23 protein-coding genes are annotated in these 26,260 nt (G+C 51.9%); 9 read left to right on the top strand and 14 right to left on the bottom strand.

The annotated features are described in order from the left end of the window. Nucleotides 1-176: 176 nt before the first annotated feature. From KI379_RS05995 to KI379_RS05985, 3 genes are read right to left on the bottom strand one after another with little or no spacing between them, the layout of a single operon-like run. Complete coding sequence (locus tag KI379_RS05995) at nucleotides 177-1,820, bottom strand: extracellular solute-binding protein (RefSeq protein ID WP_244879206.1); 1,644 nt, start codon at nucleotides 1,818-1,820, stop codon at nucleotides 177-179. Between the two features lie 38 nt (nucleotides 1,821-1,858). Beyond that, nucleotides 1,859-2,740, bottom strand: a complete 882-nt coding sequence (locus KI379_RS05990; RefSeq protein WP_163877449.1) for a carbohydrate ABC transporter permease — start codon at nucleotides 2,738-2,740, stop codon at nucleotides 1,859-1,861. Between the two features lie 31 nt (nucleotides 2,741-2,771). Then, nucleotides 2,772-3,698 carry an ABC transporter permease gene (locus KI379_RS05985; protein ID WP_244879350.1) on the bottom strand — a complete coding sequence of 309 codons (927 nt, stop codon included), beginning with the start codon at nucleotides 3,696-3,698 and terminating at the stop codon, nucleotides 2,772-2,774. Nucleotides 3,699-4,054: 356 nt separating this feature from the next. Here KI379_RS05985 and KI379_RS05980 point away from each other — a divergent pair, with 356 nt between their 5' ends. The 4 genes from KI379_RS05980 (at nucleotide 4,055) to KI379_RS05965 (ending at nucleotide 10,330) form a co-directional block, all read left to right on the top strand. Beyond that, entirely contained in the window at nucleotides 4,055-6,340 is a 2,286-nt protein-coding gene (locus KI379_RS05980) for a helix-turn-helix domain-containing protein (RefSeq protein WP_244879349.1), read from the top strand. 323 nt (nucleotides 6,341-6,663) lie between these two features. Continuing rightward, nucleotides 6,664-7,749 carry a GerAB/ArcD/ProY family transporter gene (locus KI379_RS05975; RefSeq protein ID WP_244879205.1) on the top strand — a complete coding sequence of 362 codons (1,086 nt, stop codon included), beginning with the start codon at nucleotides 6,664-6,666 and terminating at the stop codon, nucleotides 7,747-7,749. Continuing rightward, complete coding sequence (locus KI379_RS05970) at nucleotides 7,746-9,185, top strand: spore germination protein (protein WP_212983054.1); 1,440 nt, start codon at nucleotides 7,746-7,748, stop codon at nucleotides 9,183-9,185. The genes KI379_RS05975 and KI379_RS05970 overlap by 4 nt, the downstream gene beginning before the upstream one ends. An 8-nt stretch (nucleotides 9,186-9,193) precedes the next feature. Then, nucleotides 9,194-10,330, top strand: coding sequence for a Ger(x)C family spore germination protein (locus tag KI379_RS05965; RefSeq protein ID WP_212983053.1), 1,137 nt, complete (start codon nucleotides 9,194-9,196; stop codon nucleotides 10,328-10,330). A gap of 12 nt (nucleotides 10,331-10,342) precedes the next feature. On the opposite strand, the gene KI379_RS05960 is transcribed toward KI379_RS05965, so the two are convergent. Further along, nucleotides 10,343-11,239 (bottom strand): LysR family transcriptional regulator, encoded by an 897-nt coding sequence (locus KI379_RS05960; protein WP_212983052.1) that lies wholly within the window; start codon nucleotides 11,237-11,239, stop codon nucleotides 10,343-10,345. Nucleotides 11,240-11,342: 103 nt separating this feature from the next. On the opposite strand from KI379_RS05960, the gene KI379_RS05955 reads away from it, so the two are divergent. Next, complete coding sequence (locus tag KI379_RS05955) at nucleotides 11,343-12,212, top strand: alpha/beta fold hydrolase (RefSeq protein WP_212983051.1); 870 nt, start codon at nucleotides 11,343-11,345, stop codon at nucleotides 12,210-12,212. A gap of 78 nt (nucleotides 12,213-12,290) precedes the next feature. Next, nucleotides 12,291-13,286 carry an acrylyl-CoA reductase family protein gene (locus KI379_RS05950; RefSeq protein ID WP_212983050.1) on the top strand — a complete coding sequence of 332 codons (996 nt, stop codon included), beginning with the start codon at nucleotides 12,291-12,293 and terminating at the stop codon, nucleotides 13,284-13,286. A 95-nt stretch (nucleotides 13,287-13,381) separates the two neighbouring features. On the opposite strand, the gene KI379_RS05945 is transcribed toward KI379_RS05950, so the two are convergent. Next, entirely contained in the window at nucleotides 13,382-14,314 is a 933-nt protein-coding gene (locus tag KI379_RS05945) for a helix-turn-helix transcriptional regulator (RefSeq protein WP_212983049.1), read from the bottom strand. A 161-nt stretch (nucleotides 14,315-14,475) separates the two neighbouring features. Between KI379_RS05945 and KI379_RS05940 the strand changes: the two genes are divergently transcribed. Next, nucleotides 14,476-15,075, top strand: a complete 600-nt coding sequence (locus KI379_RS05940) for a GyrI-like domain-containing protein (protein WP_212983048.1) — start codon at nucleotides 14,476-14,478, stop codon at nucleotides 15,073-15,075. Nucleotides 15,076-15,214: 139 nt separating this feature from the next. Here the strand turns inward: KI379_RS05940 and KI379_RS05935 are convergent, their stop codons facing one another. The 9 genes from KI379_RS05935 to KI379_RS05895 form a co-directional block, all read right to left on the bottom strand. Next, complete coding sequence (locus KI379_RS05935) at nucleotides 15,215-15,823, bottom strand: flavin reductase family protein (RefSeq protein WP_212983047.1); 609 nt, start codon at nucleotides 15,821-15,823, stop codon at nucleotides 15,215-15,217. 21 nt (nucleotides 15,824-15,844) lie between these two features. Further along, entirely contained in the window at nucleotides 15,845-16,783 is a 939-nt protein-coding gene (locus tag KI379_RS05930; protein WP_076168904.1) for a ring-cleaving dioxygenase, read from the bottom strand. Between the two features lie 42 nt (nucleotides 16,784-16,825). Continuing rightward, nucleotides 16,826-17,260 (bottom strand): MarR family winged helix-turn-helix transcriptional regulator, encoded by a 435-nt coding sequence (locus KI379_RS05925; RefSeq protein ID WP_089546314.1) that lies wholly within the window; start codon nucleotides 17,258-17,260, stop codon nucleotides 16,826-16,828. A 150-nt stretch (nucleotides 17,261-17,410) separates the two neighbouring features. Then, the gene (locus KI379_RS05920) at nucleotides 17,411-18,508 is read right to left on the bottom strand and encodes a Ger(x)C family spore germination protein (protein ID WP_212983046.1); all 1,098 of its coding nucleotides are present in this window, start codon (nucleotides 18,506-18,508) and stop codon (nucleotides 17,411-17,413) included. Continuing rightward, nucleotides 18,505-19,215, bottom strand: coding sequence for a GerAB/ArcD/ProY family transporter (locus tag KI379_RS05915; RefSeq protein WP_280518773.1), 711 nt, complete (start codon nucleotides 19,213-19,215; stop codon nucleotides 18,505-18,507). The genes KI379_RS05920 and KI379_RS05915 overlap by 4 nt, the downstream gene beginning before the upstream one ends. 20 nt (nucleotides 19,216-19,235) lie before the next feature. Beyond that, entirely contained in the window at nucleotides 19,236-19,544 is a 309-nt protein-coding gene (locus KI379_RS34340; RefSeq protein ID WP_373309583.1) for a hypothetical protein, read from the bottom strand. Between the two features lie 55 nt (nucleotides 19,545-19,599). After that, nucleotides 19,600-21,093: a spore germination protein gene (locus KI379_RS05905; RefSeq protein ID WP_244879204.1), complete on the bottom strand. Its 1,494-nt coding sequence runs from the start codon at nucleotides 21,091-21,093 to the stop codon at nucleotides 19,600-19,602. A gap of 379 nt (nucleotides 21,094-21,472) precedes the next feature. Then, complete coding sequence (locus KI379_RS05900; protein ID WP_212983043.1) at nucleotides 21,473-23,971, bottom strand: glycosylhydrolase-like jelly roll fold domain-containing protein; 2,499 nt, start codon at nucleotides 23,969-23,971, stop codon at nucleotides 21,473-21,475. 251 nt (nucleotides 23,972-24,222) lie between these two features. Further along, the gene (locus KI379_RS05895) at nucleotides 24,223-24,600 is read right to left on the bottom strand and encodes a nuclear transport factor 2 family protein (RefSeq protein WP_089546311.1); all 378 of its coding nucleotides are present in this window, start codon (nucleotides 24,598-24,600) and stop codon (nucleotides 24,223-24,225) included. A gap of 282 nt (nucleotides 24,601-24,882) precedes the next feature. Here KI379_RS05895 and KI379_RS05890 point away from each other — a divergent pair, with 282 nt between their 5' ends. Both KI379_RS05890 and KI379_RS05885 read left to right on the top strand, forming a co-directional pair. After that, nucleotides 24,883-25,161: a nuclear transport factor 2 family protein gene (locus KI379_RS05890; RefSeq protein ID WP_212983042.1), complete on the top strand. Its 279-nt coding sequence runs from the start codon at nucleotides 24,883-24,885 to the stop codon at nucleotides 25,159-25,161. Nucleotides 25,162-25,204: 43 nt separating this feature from the next. Continuing rightward, nucleotides 25,205-26,077 carry an NmrA family NAD(P)-binding protein gene (locus KI379_RS05885; RefSeq protein WP_212983041.1) on the top strand — a complete coding sequence of 291 codons (873 nt, stop codon included), beginning with the start codon at nucleotides 25,205-25,207 and terminating at the stop codon, nucleotides 26,075-26,077. The last annotated feature ends 183 nt before the right edge of the window (nucleotides 26,078-26,260 follow it).

Below are 26,260 nucleotides of genomic sequence, written 5' to 3'. Positions count from 1 at the left end.
CCGCTTCTCCCTTGGATAATAACTACCTTAGCATCGGCCCAGATCATTGACAATCCGCCGATAGTCAGAAGAAAGAACCGGCCGTTGGCCGGTTCTTTCCCGATGAGGATGGAACTATTTTTCTTGTGTACCTGTCATCTCTGTTACCGGAAGAATTCCAAGCTTCGTATGATGATTTATTCCGCCTGATACCGATCATAAGCCGCCTGATACACGGACATGTACTGGTCCAGTCCCATTTTCTTCAGGTTATTGACGTACCCGTCCCATTGATTGAAAGACGCGGAGCCGTTAATGAACTTTGCTTCCATTTCCGCGGTGTAATCTTCAATGTCCTTGCCGGTGGAAGACATGACCTCCGTCTCCTCCGGCGTATAGTTAAAGTTATACAGGATGTTCTTCACCGCGTAAGGCTTGGCTTTTTCGGCCGCGGCCATGGAATTCGGGAGCGTCTCCGACCCTTTGAAATACTTCTCCGTCACGAAGCCGGGATAGCTTCCACCCAGCCAGGTGAAGTATTTGGCCAATGCCTGGTCCTGCGTCAGCCCGTCCGGATTGTTCGTGATTTCGTCCACGTATTTCAAATTGCCGCTCGCGTCACTGTTATACGTCTCCCCTTCCTTGCCCATGAAATACAGCTTGGCGCCTTCATCGCTGTAGAAGTAATCCATCCAGCGGATCGTAGCTTCCGGATACGGATCTTTATTGGTAATAGCAAACGCGCCGACATGCACCATCGGAACTTTCACATGGGCATACAGCTGGTCGCCATGCGGCCCTTTCAAGGCCCCGAGTCCCGTAAATTCCTTGCGCCCCATCACGGTTTCAGGGTTCGGCACCACTGTTGAACCAAGCAGGCCGGCCTGCCCCTTGGCATTCAAGGCGCTGCCCTCGATCGTAAATATTTCGGGATCGATCAGCCCCTCCTTATAGAGCTTGCTTATGAACTGCAGCACTTCTTTGTACTGCGGCAGGGTTTTGATAAAACGAAGCTTGCCTGTCCCAGGGTCCACATCCACCAGCTTATGCCCAAGGCCGCTGGTGCCAAGCCCCCAGGCCCCTTTCATGTGGTCGATCAGGACGGTCACGCCGCCGGCGCTGAACGGAATCTCGTCATGCTTGCCGTTCCCGTTCAGGTCCGTCGCCTTGACCGCCTGCAGGTACTTGTAAAATTCCTCGGTCGTCTGTGGTTCCTCCATCCCCAGCTTCTTCAGCCAATCTTGGTTGATCCACAGCGGCGTGCCGATCAGCATGGAGAGAAGATCCGGATCATAGAAGGACGGAAGCGAATAAATGTTGCCGTCCGGCATCGTCAGCCCTTTGCGGATGTCCGGATATTTCTCCATCAGCTTTTTGAAGTTGGGCGCGTACTTGTCGATCAGGTCATTTAACGGAATGAAGACGCCCTGCTGCCCATACCGGGCGAGCTCAGCCGATCCGACGCGCGCTGAATAAAAGACGTCCGGATAATCGCCTCCCGCCAGCGCCAGGTTCCTTTTCTCGGTCAGCGTTTCAAACGGCACCAGATTGAACTTCACCTGGATATTCGACATTTGGCTGTACGTTTTCCAAATCAGCGTATCTTCAAATTTGCTGCCGTTGGTCGGCGACTTGCCTGTGAAAAAGGTCAGCTCAATCGGTTCTTTCACGATCGGCATGCCCGTTTCGTTCAGATTCGCCAGCTTGTCGGTCTTGTTCTCCCCTTCGCCTTCCGACGCACTGCCGCTGCATCCGCTCAGCAACCCCGCAGCCATCACGAGCGACAGCGTGAGCGGTCCCCATTTGCCCCTCATCTTACGAAGCCGTTGTTGCTTTCCCATACTCCATCTCCTCCGTTAACGTTTAGATTTGAACCTGATCAGCCTTTAATCGCACCAACCATGACACCTTTGACGAAATACTTTTGCAGAAAAGGGTAAAGAATGAGCATCGGCAGATTCGTGACAATAACCGCCGCATATTTGATCGCCTCGGCATCCATCAGACTGCGGGCCAGCGTATCATCGCTGATGTCGACCATCTCCTGCATCTGGTTCTGTACCAGAATCTCGCGCAGAAACAGCTGCATCGGATACAAATCCCGGTCCGACAAATAGAGCAGTGCGCTGAAGTAAGCATTCCAATGTCCGACCGCGTAGAACAGCACCATGACCGCGAGTACCGGTCCCGACAGGGGCAGTACGACTTTGAGCAAAATTTTAATATTGGAGCATCCATCCATGAAAGCCGCTTCTTGAACTTCCTTGGGGATGGAGGATTGAAAAAACGTGCGCATGATCAGAATGTTCCATACCGAGACGGCGGACGGAATAATCATGGCCCAGAACGTATTGAGCAGCCCGAGGCTTTTGATCAGCAGGTATGTCGGAATCATGCCGCCGCCAAAAAACATCGTAAACACGATCAGGAACGTAAAGAAGTGCCTGCCTTTAAAGTCCGTGCGGGACAGCGGGTAAGCCCCCGCCACGGTCATCACCACATTGAGCGCGGTTCCGGCAACTGTGTACATAACCGTGTTCATAAAGCCACGGAGCAGCTCTTTGTTCCCAAACAGGCGTTCATAACCAACGAGCGAGAACCCTTTGGGCCACAGCCAGACCTCTCCCCGGATCACCGACCCGGGATGGCTGACCGATGCGATCAGCACAAAGAACAGCGGATACAGGACGATCAGGGTGACGACCCCCAACAGAACGTAGATGCCTATACCCGTGATCCGTTCGGACCTGGTCTCCAGCATGGATGACCCTCCTTCCGTTGTCTAGTCAAGATTACCATAGGCTGCTTCCGCCCATTTTGCGCGCGATCCGGTTTACGGTCAGGAGCAGCACGAAATTGACGACGGCATTGAACAGACCCACGGCGGCGGAATAGCTGTACTGCGCCCCCAAAATGCCGCTGCGGTATACGTTGGTGGCAATGACGTCCGACGCTTCCATATTGAGCGAATTTTGCATCAGGAACACCTTTTCAAAACCGACGCCCAAAATCGATCCGATGTTCAAAATGAGCAGAACGACGATCGTCGGCGCGATGCCCGGCAAATTGATGTGCCACATCCGTTTGAGCCTGCCGGCACCGTCCACCTTGGCCGCTTCATGAAGCTGCGGGTCAATCCCGGACAAGGCGGCCAAATAAATGATCGAGCTCCAGCCCATGCTCTGCCACACGCCTGACCAGACATAGATGCTCTTGAACCATGACGGTTCGGTCAGAAAAGCAACCGGCTGGCCGCCAAGCCATACGATAACCGCATTGACGAGCCCGCTGACCGGAGACAGAAACATCATCAGCATGCCGACCACAACCACAGTCGATAAAAAATGCGGGGCATAAGTCACCGTCTGGACGAATCGCCGGAACTTGGATGAACGCACCTCATGCAGCAGGAGCGCCAGCATGATCGGAACCGGAAAACCAGCGATCAACTCATACACCCCGATGCCAAGCGTGTTCCACAGAATGCGCGCAAAATAAAAGCTGTCAAAAAAACGTTCGATATGCTTGAGTCCGACCCAAGGACTCCCCGTGATGCCTTTCGAGGCGATGTAATCCTTGAATGCGATCTGCACGCCGTACATGGGAATATAGTGGAAGACGATAAAGTAACCCAGAACCGGGGCAATCAACAGATACAGCTGCCAATTCCTGAGCCATGCCGCCGCCCGGCTGCTCCCTCGTCCGTTATTCTCGTACATGCTGCCGCCCTTGCCGGCCATCTTGTTCACCGCCGTTTGGCTGTCCACAACGAATTTCCCTCCCCCTTGATCTTCTGTGCAAGATTCATGCCCCATGCTGGACGCTATCTGACACGAATGCATCATGACACAGCATTGCCGCACGCCGCTATGGACAATTTTCAAGATGCTTACCCATCTCCCAACTCTTCTAACTTGCAGTCCGGAAATCATGAATAATCAAACTAAATCATAAAATTTGCATATACAATTTTTACGTTCTCTTAACATCCGCGCCCAATCGACTTAATAGTGAGCCGTTACATTAATGGGATAGGTATCCATGCCAAAATGGTTTGAAGGGAGCTTAAGCGGTGATGATTAGCTGGATCAAGGAACGCAGGCGCTCGCTGTTCGTCCAGATTTTCGTTAGTTTTCTTGCGCTGATCCTGCTGTTTGGCGGGGTTTATACGGCCATTTACCATATGTTTAAAGGAACGCTTCAGGAAGAAATCATCCAGTCGAACCAGAGTGATCTGCACGATGCGGCGGGCCGCTTCACCAATCAGCTCCAGCGTCTGCAGGTGCTGCTGTACGATCTGTACAACCAGGAGGACTTGATCGGCTTTAACAGCCAGCTTCACAGCGCAGAGAGCCAAAACGTCGATTATCTCAAAGCCCGAAGCGTGATTCTCCAAATGAGAAGGGATGTATACAACCCCCTCTTTTACCTGGAAGACGTCATTATTTATTTTGACGAAAAAGATTTTGCCCTCAGCAAATCCGGAAGCAGCAGCGCTTCTTACCTGTTCAGCCATCTCTATGCCAGCTCCGCGTACCCGCAGCATTTCTGGCAGGCCGCCTCCGGTCCGTCTGATCCCCAGACGTTCCGGCTGCTGCCGGCGTCGCCGTTTCACGTCAATGTCACGGTGCCGGATGCCAAGCAGCTGCTGCCTTACGTGTACCAGCCGCCTGCCGGGCGATATCAGGTGATCGCATTGATCGACATTGAAAAAGCGGCCAGTTCATTTTTCGGCAACACCCAGAACCGGACGGTAGGAATCATGGACCCGGAGGGAAACCTGCTGTATCAGCATGGAAAAATCAGCATGGATACGCTGCCTGAATTCAAGCCGGGACAGCTGCAGATGCTCTTTGACGATACCTATTACTTCAAAACATCGTCGGACCAAGGGCTGACCTATATTACGGCCGTACCCTACAAGCATGTCTCCTCGCAGTTCAGCCGGGTGACAGGAACCGTCCTGGTCATCTTCATGCTGACGCTCGCCGTTTCTGTAGGCGTTTCCATCCTCCTCAGCCGCAAGCTGCATACGCCCGTCAAGCGCATGCTGTCCGCCATGCTGGACCATAAACCCTTTGATGCAGCCCCTGCACCCTTGCGGAAGGGCGCGATGGAATATGATCTGATCGCGGAGAGGATCCACGAGCTGCAGCGGGACAAAAACGAGATCCGGGCCAAGCTCCAACAGCAGCGGTCCGTACTGACCAGCTATTCGTATATCAGCCGCCTTAAAAACATCAACACGGATATCAACGAATGGAAGGACTTCCTGACGGCGGACGAACGCTATGTCGTGGTGCTGTATCACATCCGGTTCCGCTTATCCCATACGGCAGATTTGCCTGTGCACGCCGATACAGCCGTCAGGCATCTGCTGGACCATATTCATATCCTGACGACCGGGCAGTTCGAGGGCTCCCATACGTTCCAGCTGGAGAAAAATGAAATTATATCTATTATGAAGGGAGCATCCTCAAGCTCGACTTATCCCTTTCTGGAAGAGATCCGCAGCATGCTGGAGGCGGAGAAGGACCAGATTCTGGTCAGCATTGCCGTCAGCGGCGATATCCACCAGGTATCGGAGTTCAGCCGGGCTTACCATGAGCTGCGGTCGTGGACGGCCCAGGCCAAATTGGTCGAGGAGACCCAGCTGATTACCGGCAGCCGCTCCCTTCCCGCTTCCGTATCCCTAAGCCCGGCTCAGGAGCGTGAATTCACCGCTTCCCTGCAATCGGGCCAGGACGTCCGCTGCCTGCAGCTGATCGACCAGGCGCTGGACTTCATGCTGCGCAAGGAAGCCGGCATCGGCCAATTCCGCTTCTTCGCCGATTCCATCGCCTCGCGGGTCATCTACTTCGTGGAAGCCGCCCAGGTGGAACCAACGAAGATTCAGTCGCTGAAGCAGTGGACCCGCGGGCTGCAGGACTGCCAGTGCGTCACCGATTACCGACAAGTCTTCCGCCAGCTGCTCGAAGCAGCCTGCTCTCTGCTGCGTTCCAAGTGGGATGCGCGGGAAGAGCCGCTGATCTCCAAGCTGCTGAAGGTCATGCAGACCCAGTACGCGGAGGATTTGTCCCTGGATTACCTGTCGGCCAAATTCAATCTGACGAGCACCTATTTATCCGCCTATATCAAAGACAAGACCGGCTTGAATTTCAGCGACCATATGCAGGGCATCCGGATGGAAAAGGCGCGCGAGCTGCTCGCCTGCACCAGCCTGACTGTCAATGAAATCAGCCAGCAGGTTGGGTACCTCAATATCACCTCTTTCAACCGGACCTTTAAAAAGGTGACCGGCATCACGCCGGGTGCCTACCGCAAAAGGCATTGGCTTCAGAGCACCAGCCAAAGCGGTTAGCGGAACCCGGATGCGGCGCTCCGCTCTTTTCGCATGTTGACCCAACACAAAAACAGCCATTTGCCGGTTACATACAGGCAAATGGCTGTTTTTTGCTTGAAGTTATATCTCGAACAACATACATCCCATGATCAGGTTCGCCGCCATGCTCAACAATTCCAGTACCCATAACATGACAAGATCCGCCTTAGGTTAATTTTGCTAATCATATTCCTAAAGCAAAGCGGTCGCAGTGTCACGTCATAAACAAGGCACTCTGTATAATTCTTCTAAAATATCCCATTATAAGAAGGAAAGATTGCCAAAGCAGGAGGATGAGGATCATGAAACCCCAAATTTCGTTCGTTCAATCGGTCATGATCTTGATGCTCAGCACGGGGCTGATGAACCATGTCATCATTATCCCGGTCCTGCTGGATGCCGCTGATCGGGACGCCTGGATGTCTGTAATTGTTGCGGCGGCATGCTCGCTGGCGTGGATTGTCATCCTGCACTTAGGAATCAGCAAAATCGGCAAGCGTCCGATATTTGACATCGTCTCAAAGGCTTACCATCCTCTTGTAGGGCGCCTGCTGGCCGGAGCGGCAGCGATCTACCTCTTTGCGATTTGCACGATCACGACCCGGGACACTGTTTACTGGATTCACCAGACCTTTTCTCCTGAAACACCGATTCTGGTGTTTGCGTTGATCTTTCTTTTCATATCGGTGGTCAACGCGTACCTTGGTATCCAATCGATCGCCAATACGTCCAGCATCCTGCTGCCCATTGTCATCCTGCTCGGCTTTTTCGTCATGTTTTCGAACACTATGCATAAAGACTACTCCTTGCTTAAACCGCTTCTCGCCTATGGCATGCAGCCCGTCTGGAGCGGCGTGATCTATGTGGGGGCCGGCTTCGCGGAAGTGATCATGCTGTTCTTCATGCATCATCACATCAAAACCCGCCTGTCGTATCTATCCTTTATGATCATCATACTTCTGCTGGCGGGTCTCACTATGGGGCCGCTTATCGGTGCCATCACGGAATTCGGGACGGACGAAGCGGCCAAGCTGAGGTTTCCAGCTTACGAGGAATGGAGACTGCTCACGATCGGCCGCTACATCGAGCACTTGGACTTTTTCAGCGTGTACCAATGGTTCAGCGGCGCGTTCATCCGGATATCCCTCTCCATGTTTCTCATTCTGGATGTATTCCGGATTCAGAGCAAAAAGGGAAAAGCCTGGATGCTTAGCTGCCTTTACGCGGTCATCACCTTCATCTCGACCATGCCGATCAGCGATCAGGCATTTCTACGAATAATGACAAACTATTTGCTCCCTATATCGCTGTGGGGAGTGCTGGCGTTATCCGTTATTATGACTGGACTGCTCCTGCTGGCTCAGCGAAGGGGGAAAGCGGCGTCATGATGAGAAAAAGCAGCCGGAACGGTTCAGCGATCGATGCTTTGGTCACCCGCTTATTCGATGCGAGCGCGGATATTAAGAATATAACCCTCAAGCTATCCAATGCAGACTACAGCGTTCAGCTGCTGTACTGCCAAGGGTTGTGTGACGTCAACAAAGTGGAGCAGGGTATCATTCCTGCGCTGAAGGACATTTCTGAAGATATTTTTCGATCCGACCAGATGAACCTGCAGCAGAAAGTTCCGTTTCACATGCAGGCCCTGCCTGAAAAAAACCGGGAAAATGCCATCAAGGAAACCGTGCTGAACGGAAATCTTCTGCTCCTATTTAAACCTACTTATCAGATTTACTCGGTGACTGTAGCCGATCCGCCCTTACGGCAGCCGGAGGAACCTAATACAGAGGTGTCGACCCGCGGACCGCGGGACGGATTTGTCGAAGATGCATACACCAATCTGGCCTTGATTCGAAGAAGGCTCAAGACTGAGATGCTGGCGGTTGAAGCGTTCACGATCGGATCCGAAACGTCGACCGAGGTATTTCTGATGTACCATAAGGGTGAAATTCAGAAGAACGTACTTGATGAAATTCGCTCCAGGCTTACGCACGTACGTACCAAGGGCCTGATCAGCAATACGCAGCTGGAAGAAACGTTGACAGGCTTTTCCTTTTTTCCGCTAATGTCCTATACGGGCCGGCCGGACTACGCCGTTAACGCATTGCTTCATGGCAAATTCGTACTAGTGATGAATGGTTCGCCGACGGTGGTCTTTGCCCCCGTGACCTTTAATCTTCTGCTTAACACGTCGGAAGACGCACATTACGTCAATGTCTTCGTGGCCTTCACCAGGTTACTGAGGATAAGCGGGGTCATGCTGTCGCTTTTTTTGCCGGGCTTCTGGACGGCGATTACGACATACCACCAGGATCAGATCCCCTTCACCCTGCTGGCGACCATCGTCAACTCCAGGCAAGGCGTGCCGCTCCCGGTCCCATTGGAGGCCGTGGTGAGCCTGCTGCTCTTTGAGATTTTCAGGGAGGCGGGGATGAGACTGCCTTCATCCTTCGGACAGACCCTGTCGGTCGTCGGCGGGTTGATTATTGGCCAGGCGGCCATCAGCGCAGGGATCGCGGCACCGGGGACCATCGTCGTTACGGCGATTTCGGTCGTCTCCACCTTTACGCTGGTGAACCAGTCCTTGGTCACGGTGGTCAGCCTGCTAAGGCTTGTGATTCTGCTGATCAGCGGGTTTCTCGGACTGTTCGGCACGCTGTCGAGTCTGATGGCGCTCATACTGTTCCTGGTCAATCTTCGATCCTTTGGCACCCCTTATTTGGCCCCTCTATCCCCACCGCAATTTAAGGAATGGTTTAAGGTCCTTTTCCGCATGCCTTGGGGCAAAGGAAAATTCACCGACCAATCCGGAAACAAAGGATGAGTAGAGGCATGAGAACGATAAGATGCATTTTAACTGTGATCCTGCTCTCCACGCTGCTGACCGGCTGCTGGGGAACGAGGGAAATCGATCATATGATCTATGTAAATACACTAGGCGTAGATTATGTCAAAGACAAAGTCGTCGTGTACATCCAAATGGTCAACTTTGGAGGGATTGCCAAGAAAGAATCGGGGCAGGCCCAACAGCAGAAGACCTATGTCGGGAAAGCTGAAGGTGATGCGTTCGACGCCGCGGTATTCAATCTGTACGAATCGAGTCCGCAGCGAATTGTCTGGAGCAACGTGAAGTCGGTTGTCTTTACCGAGAATGCATTAAAGCACGGACTGATCGATCAGGTTTTTGACGTATGGGACCGGTATTACGAGTTTCGTTATACCGTATGGGCAATGGCCACCAGGGAACCCTTGGAGCGGGTGCTCAATGCGACGTCAACCAGCGAACTGTCCGCCATATACTCGCAGCTGAACAGCCCGATGCGGTCTTATGAACAAAGCTCCATCGTCGCCCCGCTGTATATGTACAAATTCATTTGGAAATGGAAAGAAAAAGGTGAAACGGTCCATCTGCCTTACCTGGAAACCGTATCGGGTTGGACCGACAACCAGAAGCCGTCCCCTAACAACAGCATGGCCGGCGTATGCTTTCTGGATCATCAGAAGTTCCGGAGCTGTCTTCCGGCCCAAGATATCCTGGGACTCCGCTGGACGGAGAAAAAAACGATAAGAACGCCCCTGATCATCAAGGAAAAAAAGAAAATCAAAGCCGTTATAGTCATGAACAACATCAAATCGTCGATCCGTCCGCGCCTCGTCAACGGGAAACCTGTCTTCGATATCAAGGTTTCCATGCAGGGTACGCTTCCGCAGCTGAGCACAAGCCTTCATCGACAACAGCTTGAGCTGCAGGCTGCCAAAGAAGTCAAAAATCAGATCATGGACACGTATGTAAAGGGGTTGGAGAAGGACATTGACGTGTACAGCCTGTCGGCAAAGCTGTACCGCAGCATGCCCAAGGAATGGCAGGAACTCAGCGCCAATGGACAATTAAAGCTGGATCGGGGCAGCATTGGTATCATTACCGTCAAGGTGAATCTGATCAGCGGCGGTATTTCCAAAATGCGATGAAATGATACAGCATTACTCCTGTTGGACCAAGGGGTATTTTTCGCGGATGAAGTCAAGGAAAGTTTCCGATACCGGGGTAAGCGGCCTGTCTTTTTTCCACACTACGCCGATCGGAAGCTTGCATGCCGGGTCATCGACCTTCACCCAGTGCAAATGATGATTTTGAACACCTATCGTCTTCGGCAGCAAGGCAACTCCAAAACCCGCAGAAACGAGCCCGGCCACCGTATCCAATTCGTCCGCTTCAAATACGGTGTTCGGGCGAATCTGTTTTTTTTCGAACAATTGGTTGATGGTGAAATTTAACCCGCAGGACGTCTTTAAACCGACAAAAGGCTCATCCTGCAGCTCCTCCAGACTGATTTGGCTTTTGCTGCTCCACCGATGATGCTGCGGAAGGGCCAGAAATAATTCGGGCATGCCGAGCAAATGCCAGTTGAACTTGTCATCCAGCAGCTCGGGCGTGGAAAGGCCGAAATCGCATTCGTGATTGGAGATGAGCGTAAGCAATTGTTGATTGGAGCTCTCATGAAGCTCAAAACGGATATCGGTATAACGCTCCCGGAAGGAACCGAGCAGGCTGGGGATCAGCTGAGCTCCGAGCGTATGCAGGAAGCTAAGGGAAATCACACCCGCCTCCGGATGGATTTGGTTCGCGATCTCCTGTTTGGCTTGCTCAATTTCACGAAAAGCTTGTTCGGCCCGTTCCAGAAAAAGGCGCCCGAACCGGTTCAGGACCAGATTACGTCCGCTCCGTTCGAACAAAGCCACGCCCAGCTCCTTCTCCAAGCCTGCGATGGAACGGCTCAAGGCAGGCTGGGACAGGGATAACTGCTGTGCCGCCTTCGTCATATGCTGCAGCTTCGCCACCGCAATAAAATACTCAATCTGCTGCCACTCGATTTTCATCCCCTCCTCATCCATTACATTTATGCATGATTTATATACGAATTATAAATTAGACGAAATGAACGAACAAGGATACGATTCTAACTATAAGGAGGGATCGCCGATGACGTTCGATAAGCAGATGCTAAACCACTTGCGGCAGCCCGTGTCTTTTACGGTAACTGGGGGCGGCGGCGTTAAGCTCCATGTCGAGGAATCGGGCAATGTCCATGGCCGCCCGCTGCTGTTCCTGCACGGCGGATCGCAGTGCAGCTTGTGTTGGAAGAAGCAGATTCATTCGGAGCTTGCCCTGGACTACCGCCTGGTAACGATGGATTTTCGCGGACACGGTCAATCGGATAAACCGGCTCAGGGGTATGCCGACGGACGGCTGTGGGCGGAGGATATTCATGCCGTCATTCGGGAGCTGGGATTGATTCAACCGGTATTGGTCGGCTGGTCATTCGCGGGAATCCCCCTTCTCGACTATATCCGGGAGTATGGGGAGAACGAGATTGGAGGAGTCCTGTTTGCGGGTGCCTTAACCCGGCTTGGCAAGGAAGCTTTGACCGCGGATATGGGAAGCGACACGCTGAACATGTCGGCGAGCCTCTTCTCTGACGAACCGATGGTTCGGATTAACTCGTTGGAGCAATGGCTGGAGCAAAGCGTGTTTTATCATACTTTGACCCGCGAGGAGCACTATCTCTTTCTCGGATCCAATGTGGTCGTTCCGGCATTCGTACATCAAGGAATCTTTAACAGGCAGATCACGAACGACGATGTATTGTCATCGATGACGAAGCCCGTTCGGATCACGCACGGAGCCCAGGATTGCACCGTGAAGCTTGAAGCCAGTCGGCGAACCGCTGAAATCATCCCCCATTCCAGGGTATCCCTGTATGAAGAAGCAGGGCATGCGGTCTTTTGGGATCAGCCGGAGCGCTTTAATCTGGAACTCAAAGAGTTTGTTGATTCGATCGGACCGAGCTGAATCCGACACGCTGCATCCATGCTTAGAGCTTAATTTTCTGCAAATCATCCATCATTATTTAAGAGAGGCGGCATCCAAATGAACACTTATCAAGCATTAACAGTAGATTGGAAAGGGGAAGAACTGAAGCCGGAAGTACGGGGCTATTCACTGGACGATCTGCCGGAAGGGGACGTAACGATCCGTGTTGCATACTCAGGCGTGAATTATAAAGACGGGCTGGCCAGCATCCCTGGAGGCCATATCGTGAACAGTTACCCGCATATTCCGGGAATTGACTTAGCCGGAACCGTCGTCGCTTCGTCTGACCCGGCATTCTGTGAGGGAGACGAAGTCCTCGTTACAGGATACGGATTGGGGGTATCCCATCCGGGCGGTTTCAGCCAGATGACGCGGGTGCCCGCTGCTTGGGTCGTGCCCCTGCCGCCGGGTATGTCGGCGAAGGCAGCGATGGCGGTCGGCACCGCCGGGTTCACCGCTGCCTTATCCATTCACCGGATGGAGGAGAACGGACTGGCTACCGGCCAAGGCCCTGTGCTCGTGACCGGTGCCACCGGCGGCGTGGGAAGCTGGGCCGTCGCCATGCTGGCGCGGTCGGGTTATGACGTGACGGCCAGCTCCCGCAAAAGCGCTGAAGCCGATTATTTAAAAAAACTAGGCGCCGCCGAATCCATCTCGCCCCAGGAGCTGGAATTGCCTGAAGGACGCGCCCTTCAGCAGGAACGATGGGCCGGTGCGGTCGATCCGGTAGGCGGGGCTCTTCTGCCTCATGTCCTAAGATCGGTCCGTTACGGAGGCTCTGTCGCAGTCAGCGGTTTTACCGGGGGAATGGACTTCGCCTCATCGGTGCTTCCGTTTATTTTACGCGGCGTTAATCTGCTCGGCATTGACTCGGTGCAGTGCCCTATGGAGCTCCGGCGCAAGGTATGGGGACGGATTGCGGCCGAGTGGCTGCCGGAAGAAGACATGCTCGATTCCGTCGTTCACGAGATTGCGCTGTCCGATCTGCCGGACGCGTTGACTCAAATACTTCAAGGCCGCATGCGGGGCCGGGCTATCGTGAACCTCACTTGAGCAGCATGTCATGGTAAAGCGTGAGACGTGTACTGGAAGGCTGGTCGCTGTTAACGACCAATCCAGTCACGTCTTTTCAATGGTCAGGAGTTAAATCATTTATCATATAATTGAGCAGTTCTGCGTACTCGATCGGCGATCTCTGCCCTTATGTGTTCAGGTTCCAATACGAGAACATTCGGCCCAAAACTTAGAATCGTATCATATAGCCAACTATCCTCCAGAAACTCCCCTTTAACTTGAAGCGAGCCGTCAGGTAAATGGGTGATCGATTCCGCTTGGAAGTAGTCCTGTACTCTCGTTCTTACCTGCGGCTGAAAATGTAACTCCAAATGAGTAACCGGACCGCGATCGTTCCATAAATCCTCGAAGTCTTCGATCGTTTTATCTCGGCGAACAAAGCTCTCTAAGGCAATCCGCAGGTTGTTTATTCGGGATAATCGAAAGATTCGATAATTGTTCCGAGTCGTACAATACCCGTACACGTACCAATGATAACCTTTCAATGCTATCGTCATCGGTTCTATTTTGCGAGCATGATATTCGCCAATCGTGTTTGGGTAATCAAATTCAACCATCAGGTTGTCCTTTATGGCTCCGCGCAATTGTTCTATCTTGTCTTGTTCCGATCGTCCGTGCCCCCACGGATTAAAGTCTACGATCATTTTCTGCTTATGCTCCTGCATTTGATCCCGTTCCGCTTTTACGATAAGAGCTTGTACCTTATCCATTAACAGTTGGATCTTCTGATCATCCAGTGAGGAGAGCATCCCGTTCAGGGCTGTCTCAATCACGAACAGTTCTTCAAAAGTCAGCAGTTGACGATCAAGTTTATAATGATCAATCAGTCCGTAACCCCCAGCGTTCCCTGTATAGGATACGATAGGGATACCTGCCTTATTGATTGCGTCGATATCTCGGCAGATCGTCCGGACCGATACCTCAAAACGTTCGGCGAGTTCCTTGCCGCTTATTCTATCGCGCCCCAACAGCAGCGTCACGATAGCAAGAAGCCTGTCGATTTTCAAGGCCCTTGTCCCCCATTTCCGCTTCATTCTTTAGTTCAATACACACTCATTAAAACACAAAACGTTCGCCTAAAAAACCCAAACTGTTCATGACATAATGATGTCGTAAACGGTATAGTACAATGTCACTGCACCTTAAACGAAAGGAGAGGCAAACATTGATGAATCTAATGATTACAGACAACAAGTATTATCACGCTCCGGATCACCCCGAACTGATCGAGCTTGAAAGCAACCTTTATCTTACCATTTCCGATCAGGGTGCCCCTGGTGGATCTGCCCACCTGGCTGCTATACAAGCACTTCACGCCTCTGCATACGGAGTCAAGTCACTGATGATGAAGGAAGGCAAAGATTTTATCGTGCCGGTTCTGGAGGGGCTCTGGTGGGTGGATGGCAATAAGCCTGTTCGGGAAGTGCCAATGGAGCAATGGTATTGGAAACTGCTCATACGAGTTCCCGACTACGTGACAGAGAACCATTGGGAGAGGACCAAAATAAATGCGAGCATGGACAATCCGCTCATTCAGTCTATCGTCCTAGAAACGATCAACGAGGGTAAATGCGTGCAAATGATGCATAACGGCCCCTATGATCGGGAGCAGGAAACCGTGGATTTGATTGAGGCATTTATGAAGGACCATAACCTGGTGCAAAACGGGCTTCATCATGAAATTTATATTTCCGATATCATGAGCACCCCTCCGGAGAAGGCAAGGACCATTTTACGACACCCGGTAAGAAAGGGCACAATCCTATAACCAGAAGGTGAGCCTTGTGATCGGATCACTTCGCTTGCCCGTAATTTGCCAAGGGAGGCGGCAACCGATTGGAAGTCAAAAATGGCGGCGCAGGGATAACCCCCTGCACCGCCATTTTATCAGTTCCATCCGAGCAAACTTACTGCGGGCGCTCAATCGTGAATATGTCCCCGATCCGCGCGTAATGGTTGCCGGCCAGCCGACTTACTGCTGCCAGACGCCGGGCGTCGATTCGGCCGTTCTCATACAGATCCTCCTGGATATGAAACTGAACGATTCGGCCGATAATGAAGTCGCATCCGTCAGAACCCGTTCCGCCCAGCTCAATCGCTTGTTCGAGCACACACTCCATCCGGATCTTGGCTTCGGCGATGCCCGGAACAGAAACTTTGGTGCTTTCGACTGGCGTCAACCCGGCTATTTCGATTTCGCTGTGGTCCGGAGGCAGCTTGGCTGCCGTTTCGTTCACTTGGCGAACATTCTGCTCATCCACAATATGAACGACAAACTCCTGGAGGTCGCGAATGTTTCTGGCCGTATCCTTAGGTTCGCCGCCTGACCGCTGAATGGACAGGGAAATCATCGGCGGGTTACTGGACACGATGTTAAAGTAGCTGAACGGCGCTCCGTTCAATACGCCATCCTGTGATTTCGTCGTTACAAACGCGATCGGCCTGGGAATGATGCTGCCAATCAGCAGCTTGTAGTTATCCCTTTCGCTCTGGGCTTTGGGATCGATGGATATCATGCGGGTTGCCCCTCCCTTCAATTAGTCCAGTGTTCTGACTTCAAACGGAAGCAGAACCCGTTCAAGCTCAGCGCGATGAGGTTCGTATTGCGCCGGCAGCATCAGCTGCTGTCCCATCGTTTCCAAAGACTCGTCGTGGGCAAATCCTGGAGGATCGGTGGCAATTTCAAACAAGATTTCCCCATGCTCTTTAAAGTAGACGGCATTGAAATAGTTGCGGTCACGCACATGCGTCACGTGATAGCCGTTGTCAGCAACATAGCTTTGCCAGTCCAACTGATCCTGATCGTCTTTGGCCCGCCAGGCAATATGGTGTACCGTTCCGACCCCCATCTGACCGCGGCCTGCCGAGGCCAGCTTCAGATCGATGACGTTGCCGATATCCGCAGTAGAGCGATACCGGGCCAAATCCCCTTCTTTGCCGATGAGTTCCAGACCCATCACGTTCTCCAGCAATTCCGCCGTCTGCTCCGGATGCGCAGAATACAGGGTCGCGCCTCCGAATCCTTTGATCGCAACGTCCGCAGTTACGCCGCCAAAGCTCCAGGCGTTAGGCTCGCCTTCCTCCCGCTCAACGATTTCCAGATGGAGTCCGTGCGGATCGTCAAACGTCAAGTACGTTTCGCCAAAGCGCTGCGTTTTTGTAAAAGGAACCTGAAACTGCTCCAGCCGTTTTTCCCAGAAGGACATCGCATCGGCAGGCACAACATAAGAGGTGACTCCAACCTGGCCGTCGCCGATTTTGCCCTGATACGCGTTTGCCCAAGGGAAGAATGTAATGATCGTCCCCGGTTTGCCGCCCTCATTGCCAAAGTACAAATGATAGGTACCCGGATCGTCAAAGTTGACCGTTTTCTTTACCAGACGAAGCCCCAATACGCCGGCATAAAAATCGACGTTTTCCTGCGGATGACCCACAATAGCTGTAATATGGTGAATTCCCATCGTTTTTTTACTCATTTTAAATTCCTCCCGTGATCTTCATTATTTTAGATAGGATGATTAAACCTGTACATGAAGCTGATGTTTGATTTTTCCGAGCAGCTGTACGAAGGTTCCCGACTCCTCTTCAGACAGCGATCCGAACAGCTGCTCCACCCGCTCCTGATGTCTCGGCATGATGGACTGCATGAACGCTTCCCCGTCGGGGGTAAGAACCAGATGGATCACCCGGCGGTCGTCAGGACACGGTACCCGTTTGAGCATGTTCTTGCGCTCCAGCTTATCGATCACATACGTCATGGATCCGCTTGACACCAAAATGCGCTGCGCCACTTCGTGGATCGTCTGCTTACCATGGAAGTAGAGGACTTCCAATACTGAAAATTCTGTAACGTGAAGGTCGGTTTTCGCCAGCTCGGCTCTAATGCATTCCTGGATTTCTTTAGAAGTCTGCATTAACGCCAGGTACGCTTTATTTTTGCATGTCGATTGCATCCGATTCCCACCCTTCAAAAACCTTAAATTCATTTGTCTTTAATTTGAGATATTTGATTATGAGACAATTCTATGCTTAAATGCGGTTGGTGTCAACCCCCTTTTTTTCGTCTTTCTGAATCCCCCCTTCCCTGCCTCCGTTAGCCGCTTCTAGAGGGTTTGTCCAGAGTTGACGATGTTTAAATCGACCTTGCATTTCACGGTAAGATGAGCATACTCTTCATACCAGTCAAGTTTCTTCCAAGACGCATAACTCATACTGTTGCGCACATAAGCACCAATCCCGACGCTGTCCACCTTGTTATCCTGCATAAACTTGATCATCTCATCCGCTCTGCTCTCCAGATGCCTGGCTGCCTGCTGCAATAATGTATTTCGGTCCGCATCACTGTGCAGCTTCAATTTCCCGATATACTCGAGCACCGATCCGGACGCCTTGATATGAATCATCACCACGGGTTTGCCGCTCTTGTCGCGAAGAACATCGATCTTCCGGTCACTCTTCAAATAGTTGAAGGTGATCAGCTCTTTGTGCTGTCCTTCCGAGGCCAGATGGATCGTCATATCCGCATGCCGCAGATTATGTCGTAACAAAGCCAATATGTGCAAATCATCCGGTTTGATTCTGGTAATATATCTGTCCCCTCTAAACAGTCCTACGCCGGAGACCGTAATCGTATCTCCCGCGTCTTTGATGATGGGAGCGATCGGATCGATTCCGTCATCGTAATAATCCCGTATGAATTCGTACAAGGTAGCCTCAGGCACCGTCTGATACGCCGCTTCCTTTTCCAGCAAAGTATAAATGTACCGGTCGGTTCGGGGGTGCTCCTTGTAATTTTTTTTCAGCAAATCATAGGCATCGCCATCAGCCAGAGTAATCTTGACTTTAGGCGGAATCGATGGATCTCGGCTCAGTGTATCCATTTGGTCCAAAAGACCGCCCTCGGCTAAAGGCAGGCTGAAGAGAAGGTTCCGCAGTTGTCCGTTAACCAGCAGCAGACTGGTTTGTCTGACCAATTTCGGTTGTGAGTCCTTGCTGCTGTGGGCGATGGCTTGCAGTACTTCCCTGTCCGTCTTGGAGTTCGGATCTGCCTTGGGTACGCTCAGTCCGATTTTAAAATTATGGTCCGGCAAAAGATCGTAGCTGATCGTGTGGCAAAATCCGGTTCTCTCCAATATGTGCTGATCGTCGCATCCCGTAAGCATGGCAAGGGTCAACAATAATCCGGGCCATCTTTTGTTCATGATTGTAATTCACCTCTGCTTCGTTGAATAAGCAACAACAGGATCAAAGCAATCGGGAAGCCGAAAGCAAGACCGGTTTCGACGTAAGCTGCGTAATTCAGCCACCTCTGGGCCTCCATCAGCACCTTCGGGATAAAGGAGATCACATAACCGAACAGCATGATCAAAAAACTTAATACGACGTTTTTTAATTTGGGGAACATCCTTTTCCCGACCTCAACGGCAGCCCAGCTGTTCATCACCGTCGTGATCATGGTCGTAAACAAGAGAAAACCGTAAAGCAGATTCTCAATGCGTTCAATGAGCGGAAGGTGAACATACGCAAACAAGACCAGAATCGGGTATTGCAGCACCTTCAGATAGCCCAAACCGAAAAAGCCAAAAGAGACGAAGGCAATGAACGCATACACGATGGTCGCCAGCCCACTGCTTATAAATGCCGACCGCATGAGATGCGTTTTTTTGTCCGCATATGGAAAAAGCAGTAGGGTCAGCTCGTATCCGAGAAAAGCTGGATACACATCGAAAAACCCTTTGATTTTGTCCGGATTTCCACCTTGAAAAATGAAAGGCGTGAGCCGGGTCCACTTAAAGTCATGATAGTAAAAAAAGAACAAAAAAAGGATCCACACCGTGATGATATAAAAAACGGTCGAAACTTTGGCAATATTGTAAATTCCCTTATTAATTAATAAATAGGCAAGCATACAAAAAATAAACATAAAGATCATCGGATGGGTCGAAGGAAAAGCGATAATTTGAAAGATAAATAGTACTCCTTCGCGGCCAAACAGCCGATCGTTACCCAGAAACAGCATATACAAAGGTAAATCGGGAACAGAACGATTTTGGGAATCGACCTTTCCAGCGTTTCAAAGACGGATTTCCCTTTGGACAGCCGATAAACAACAGCAATGATCGCGGTGTTTAGAAATACAAAGGCCGCCAAAATGAATATCGCAAGCCAACCGTTCGTTCCAAAATGCTGGGCAAGCATTCGGGGAAGGCTGAAACTGAATACGCCGACTTGGGTCATATAGATTAATATGGTGGCGTGAAACGCAGATAACTTCTCCTTCATGAGCCGTCACCTACCTTCTGGGCTTTTGTCTTATCCGGTTTGGAGTCTTGGTTTGCGTAGGTCTTTCATCCAGGATAAAAAATGGAGCCCGGATAAACGTATCTTTCCAATCCCTAAACTTAAACGGGGCAATGGGAGTTAAATATGACGTACCGAGGCTGAGCACTCCCCCAAGATGAATAATGATCGCGGTGAACCCGATCGCAATCCCAAAGTTCCCCCATATTCCTGCCAATACGATGATTCCGAAACGGATGATTCGAATCGAGCCGCTCATGGCATAACTGGGAATAACAAAGGAGGAGATCGCAGAGATCGCCACGGCGATAATTAAAATATTACTTGTCAGACCGGCCTGAACGGCTGCCTGTCCTATCACAATACCCCCGACGATACCGATGGTTTGCCCGATTTTCGTAGGCAGCCGTGCGCCGGCTTCCCTTAGCAGCTCGATCGTGGTTTCCATCAGCAGCGCTTCGTATAAAGGCGGAAAGGGAACCCTGCTTCTGGATTCTGTTAACGGGATCAGCAGATTTTCAGGAATCATCTCATAATGATACGTCGTGACGGACACGTAAAGGGCCGTGAAGGCTACCGTAATGATAAAGGCAACGAATCTAAGCAGGCGGATCCCGGTACCGACCATCCATCGTTGGTAGTAATCGTCCGAGGAAGAGAAAAATTCGAACACGGATGTAGGGGCGCTAAATGCTGAAGGACTCCCGTCGCAGAGCCCGACCACCCGCCCGGATACCAGCTTGGATGCAATCGCGTCCGGACGTTCCGACGTAATGAATTGGGGAAACACGGATTTCGGGCTGTCCTCTATGCATTGGATGAGCATCGAGGTGTCATACACGGCGTCCATTTCAATGGCTTTAATTCTGCTTATCGCCTCATGAACGTAATCCATGTTTGCAATTCCTTCTATATAAAGGATAAACACATCCGTTTTGGTGACTTCCCCCACAGACAACCGGATTACTTTCAGATGTGAGCTTCGAATTCGGCTGCGAATGAGCGCCAGATTCGTTCCCGCACGTTCTGTAAAAGCATCATGGGGGCCCGTAATGACCGTCTCCGTTTCGGATTGGGTAACAGCGCGCGATTCGGGGCCGAAAACATCCACTAAATAGGCGGATTGCCCGTAAAAGATAGCTGCCTGTCCGGAAAGAATCCCTTTAACGATTTGCTTACTGTCCTCATTTTTGGAAAATTGGCTTTGCTCCAACACGTCGGATACTTCAGCTTCACCCGCTTGCAGCAGCGGGGTTAATACGTCGCGAGTCAGCTTGTCCATATCCATCATGGGACTAAAGTACACGATATCCACTTGAAGTTTGGGGTACGTTCGATGCACCAGATCGGCGCAATTGTCAAATTGCTCCAGCGTATGTTGAAGAGAGGGACTTTCGTTGTTTTCAGGATATGCCTCGACAATGGCTTCCTGCGATTTAGATTCATCCTTGAGCATGGCCTTCCATAGTTGTTTGAAAAATGACATTTGTCGGTCCCCTTGCAGCACGGTTTATGAATCTTTCTCATCATTTTCGCCATTTCGCAGAGTCCATATACTTGAGAATCGTCGTGCATCGTATGCGTCCGAGGATTGCCAAATACGAAAACTCCTCTTCGGGACGTCTGCACAGACGCTGTGCAGCCGCGGGAAGAGGAGCAGATTCTGCCGTTATTTTAGGTCGATCTCAATCGAAATGATGTCCCGGTTCAAACTCGAACCGCTGTGCCGCTTCGTCAAGCTGGCCGTCAAACGGGAAACGTCATCCGCTATCCCTTAACAGATCAGCCTGCAGCGAAGAGTTACCTTTCATATGGTGGTTCGACAACTTGCCGTCACGAACTCAGTTCTTCCTGCCAAAGAAATCTCAATGATGCGGTACCTTCATCAGCCGTATCGGGCCAATCAACCCGGACGGGAAGGACTTGCCGTCGTAGCGGTTGGCCAGGCTGTTCGTGACGGACACACGCAGACGGTTCGTTCCGGGAAGCACCGCCGTTTCAGCAATATCAAAAACGTATGGCTTCCACATCCGGACCCCCGCCTCCCTGCCGTTCACCTCAAGCTGAACGAACTCATGGGCATCGCCAAGATCCAGCAGGAGTTCCGCCCACGCGAACGGGTCTGCGAGTTCAAGGCTCCGCTCGTAAACAACCGTTCCCGAGAAGCGGTCCATCCCTTCCCAATGAGTCCATGACGACAGCGAAGGGAGCTCCCCGGTCCATGGACCATCCACCACCTGCCAGCCTTCCGACAGGTCCTCCACCGATACGTCCCCATCCCTCTTGCTCTTCGCCGGCTCCGATCTGAAGCTCGCCCCCTGTTCATCCGAGGCCGGATCCACGGCAACGATGATGCATTCCCTGCGCTCTATACGTAAGTCAACGACTTGTCCATCCTCTGTTCGAAGCGTCTCTGCTGCTTCGCATTCCCCCGTCCAAGGCCGCCAATATTCCGCGTTACCGGTGTGGTTGATCCGCAAGGCACCTTCGTATCCTGCTTCACCCTCATTGACGATGACATAGAAACAAATGCCGTTTTTCGTAACCCGGCTGATCCGAATGCTTTTCGCAGCGGGTTCGAGCCTATGCTTCCAGCCCAGCCTGCGCTCCAGCGCTTCCGGAACCTCTTCGGCACGGTTTACCGCGATCTGGCCGATAGGTGCGCTATCCTTGCCTTCAGGACTCCATTCGATGATCACGCCACCCTGATCGGCAAACGTCCTTAGGAATGGCAGGCTGGAAGGCGCAAGCCGCAGGGAATCCTCAATCAGGAGTGCTTTATACCGGTAACCGGCGATCGCAATCGTCCCGTCCTCTAACTCGCAGAAAGTGTTCAGCAGCGATTCCTCCAAGTAATTGAACTCGATCTGCTGCTCATACAGCGGCTTGACGATTTGCCAAGGCAGATGCTTGGCCCCCGCCAGTACGGCAACCTCCGCTCCGTTCACGCCGCCTGTCATCATCCAGCTCATCCGCTTGATGTACCTTGCGAACCGGCCGTATTCCGGCCACCATATGTTATGAGGTCCGACATCCGGCGGACGCTCGTCCCTGCGCTCGTCGCGGATGGAATAATAAAAGGCATGCGGGCTGATCAGATTGACACCCCGGACGAACAGCCAGTCCAGGTACCATTTCATATTGTCGGCCGTCAGCGACCAGCCGCCTTCGATTCCGCAGACGCCGAAGCATTCGTTCAGGTTTCTTCGTCTTCCTCGGTGGCGGGCGGCATCCGATGAGCACTTGCCCATGGTGCTGTGCACGCCGGTGAGCGACTTGCCGTCTTCGGGAGCAATGTACCTCCAGACGACATCCTGCCCGGGAATATGAAAATGCTCCAGCAGCCCAATGTCGTCGCTTCCCGCCGGATGACCGGTAAGGCTGATGCCATGCGCTTCGCACCAATCGGCGATCTGCTTATAATACGTGCGGCCCAGCCGGTTCCGGACTGCCGTTTCGTAGGCTTCGCGGACAGAGGCGCCCGATTCTCCCGTCTCGAACCACAGCGCCGGCAAATCCTGCTCCCGAAAGCCCCCTTCGATAAGCTCGTTCAGGAAGCCGTTCGTCCATGGCTTCAGCCCCCTGATATGGCCGCGGCCGAGCAAATCCGGTTCGTCGGTGAAAAAGGCGAATACGGTCGTTCCAAAATAGCGATGCAGCCTTTGATAGTATCTTTCATGCGTTATCGTAATAAAGGTTCTCACCGCATCCGGATTCAGCAAATCGGCCGCTAATGGAGCGTCCGGCTCGCCATCGTCCTGTCCGGGATGAACGCCGCGGATCGTTCCCCGTGATGGAGTCTCGATGAACAATAAGACCGACCAGTTTCCTTCGGCCGGCGGTGTGAACGACACGCCGTCGTTCTCACATTCGAGCACGAGTGCCGTTCCCAATTGGGCCTCACCTGCAGACGGCTTGATAACAGCTTGGACCGACACCAGCGTCTCCCCAGGGGACAGCGAGATGGGAACCCTGACGGGGCCTGATCCTTTATCGCATGGGATCTCCTGAAGCCGCAACCCCCGGCTGGCAAATGCGGGATTCTGCTGCACGACGAGTCCGCAGGCGGAGCCGGAAGGATACATCCCTTCATCATACAGAATGACCCGCATCCCCAGATCGGCGGCTTCCGATACGGCGGTTTCAACCAAGTCCATGTATTTCTCCGACAAATAAGGAATCTCTCTGGGCATTCCCATCCGCGGGTGAATGACGAACCCTGCCACCTCTTTGGCATGAAAATCATGGATTTGGCGGATGATTTCCTCCTCCGTCAGGGCATCGTTCCAGAACCAAAAAGGAATAGGGCTGAATTCAGCAGGCGGATCGGCAAACTGCTGTTTAAGATTTTCGATTTCCGTCATGAACTGCACCTCATTTTCACGTTGATCAGCAATCCATACCTATAGAAATACGCATATGGAATTCTTTTTAGGAAGCGGTTTCAATTCAAACTACAACGATCTTACCGTCATGCAGTGGAAAGGACAATATTAAAATAGTGCGAAATCATATAATAATATGGACTTCAGGGCCGCGCCTCCCCAGAAAAACATAAAGCCGCCGCACCGGGCAGCATGTGCTCCAGTACGGCGGCACCTATGCCAATACCGTATTACTTGATGACCATATCCCCCGGCCCCCAGTATGCCTTCATCGAAGCGATGCTGCCTTGTTCGTCGAAGGTCATCACTTCAATAACCGGTATGGAAATGGTTTTCCCTTCAGCTGAGGTCGTAATTTGCAGCGCCATGGCTCCCGAATTGCTGTGAGATCCTCGTATGGGTCCCTCAAGCCGTATTCGGGTATTTCCATTAACCACCTTTTTGTAAAATTCAGCGATTGCGGATTTCCCTTCTACAGCCGGTGAACCGACCGGATCTTCCACGGTGGCTTCTTCCCCGAAAAGGGAAAGCACGCCTTCCACATCATCCTGATTGAAGCGGTCAATGTACTGTTTCATCACGGTTTTGATCACGTCTTCCTGCGGCATGGTTCCCCTCCTATGAACAGATTTTCATGGGTCATTTGCGATGCTCGTCCAAATGGTATTGTATACCTCCCTTCGTCCGTATGCCAATGGAGTGACCTTATTCATGAAAAGCTGAGATCGGCTCACCTGATAACAGGCGCCCTCTTTCCATCGTTTTTTCTTTTTTCGGACTATTTAGTCAAAATATTATTGACCATTTAGTCCGGAATTGTTATATTAGGTCCATACCTTTGGCGAATTGCTAAACAGGTCCAATCCACCGCAGAAAGCGAGGCATCTCAAATGGGCACGATTTCTTCCGCACAGGCAGAAACGATCATGCAATGGTTCACAGATCGTATTATGAACAAAGATTATGAAGGTTTTCTCGACTTGTTTGATGAGGATATCGTTTTTGAATTCCCTTACGCGCCTGAGGCGCTACCTCAATTTTTGAAGGGTAAAAGGGCTCTGAAGCAGCACCTGGATATGCTCGACACCCTGCTTGAGATTCGCTCTTTTACCAAACCGGTAATCCATGTTTCGGCGGAATCCCCGGTATTTACTACTGGAACCCCTTAGCACTTTGATCATCACTCAAACGATAAAAAAAGGAGCTGTTCTTATGCATACCGATTCATCCAATCGCATTCTAATCACAGGAGGACAAGGAAAAACTTCTTCCCGTCTCGCCCAGCTTTTGATCAACCAAGGCTACTCCATCCGGACAGCCGGACGAAGCCCGTCCAACATGGAGAATGCCCTGGCAGACCATGCACGCTTTGACTGGTACGACGATTCCACCCACGAAGCAGCCCTGCAAGGTGTTGGTGCGATTTATCTCGTCGCCCCGACGGGCATGCACCCGGATAAAGTCATGATCCCTTTGATCCGCAAAGCACTGGACGCCTCCGTCCGCCGCTTCGTCCTGCTCTCCAGCGCGTCGATAACGGAGCATGGGCCCGTCTTCGGCCCCGTCCATCAGTACCTGAAAGAGCACGCGCCCGAATGGGCCGTGCTGCGGCCATCCTATTTCATGCAAAATTTTACGGAAGCCGGACATGGGCATACCATCCGCCAGCAGGGTCAAATGTTCACGGCGACCGGGGATGGCAAAGTCGGCTTCGTGGATGCGGAAGATATTTCAGCCGTCGCCTTCCATGCGCTGACGGACAAGGAACCGCACAATACAGAGCATATCATTACGGGGCCCGAATCACTCAGCTATGATGAAGCCGCAGCGATAATCAGCCGGCTTACAGGCCTGGCCGTCAAGCACAGCCGCATTACGGAAGAGCAGCTGGCGCAGTCGCTTACAGCCGCCGGTATTCCGAATGACTACGCTGAATTCCTGGCTGATCTGGATCGCCGTATTCGGACGGAAGGCGTGGAAGATCAGGTTACGGACACGGTACTGCGAGTAACCGGGCGGAATCCGCGGTCGCTGGATGAATTTATTCGGGACAACCGGTGCTGGCTGGAGAAGACTTACGTCTGAGCAACGATGTATAGTTTCAGGCTGTTGATTAACCAATAAACGCTAGCAAAAGAATAGCTCCTTTATTACGGTCATGGAGCGGGTTTACGGCAAAGAACGATTGGATCATAAGCAGAAGAACAATCCTTTGTCATAAGTCCGTTCCTTTTCCGTAAGGGACCATCTTGTTTATGCAATAAAGAT

The sequence above is a fragment of the Paenibacillus cineris genome (assembly GCF_018333335.1).
Classification (GTDB): domain Bacteria; phylum Bacillota; class Bacilli; order Paenibacillales; family Paenibacillaceae; genus Paenibacillus_AQ; species Paenibacillus_AQ favisporus.
Note: the sequence above shows the minus strand (reverse complement) of the source record. Positions and strands in the feature narration are given on the sequence as shown.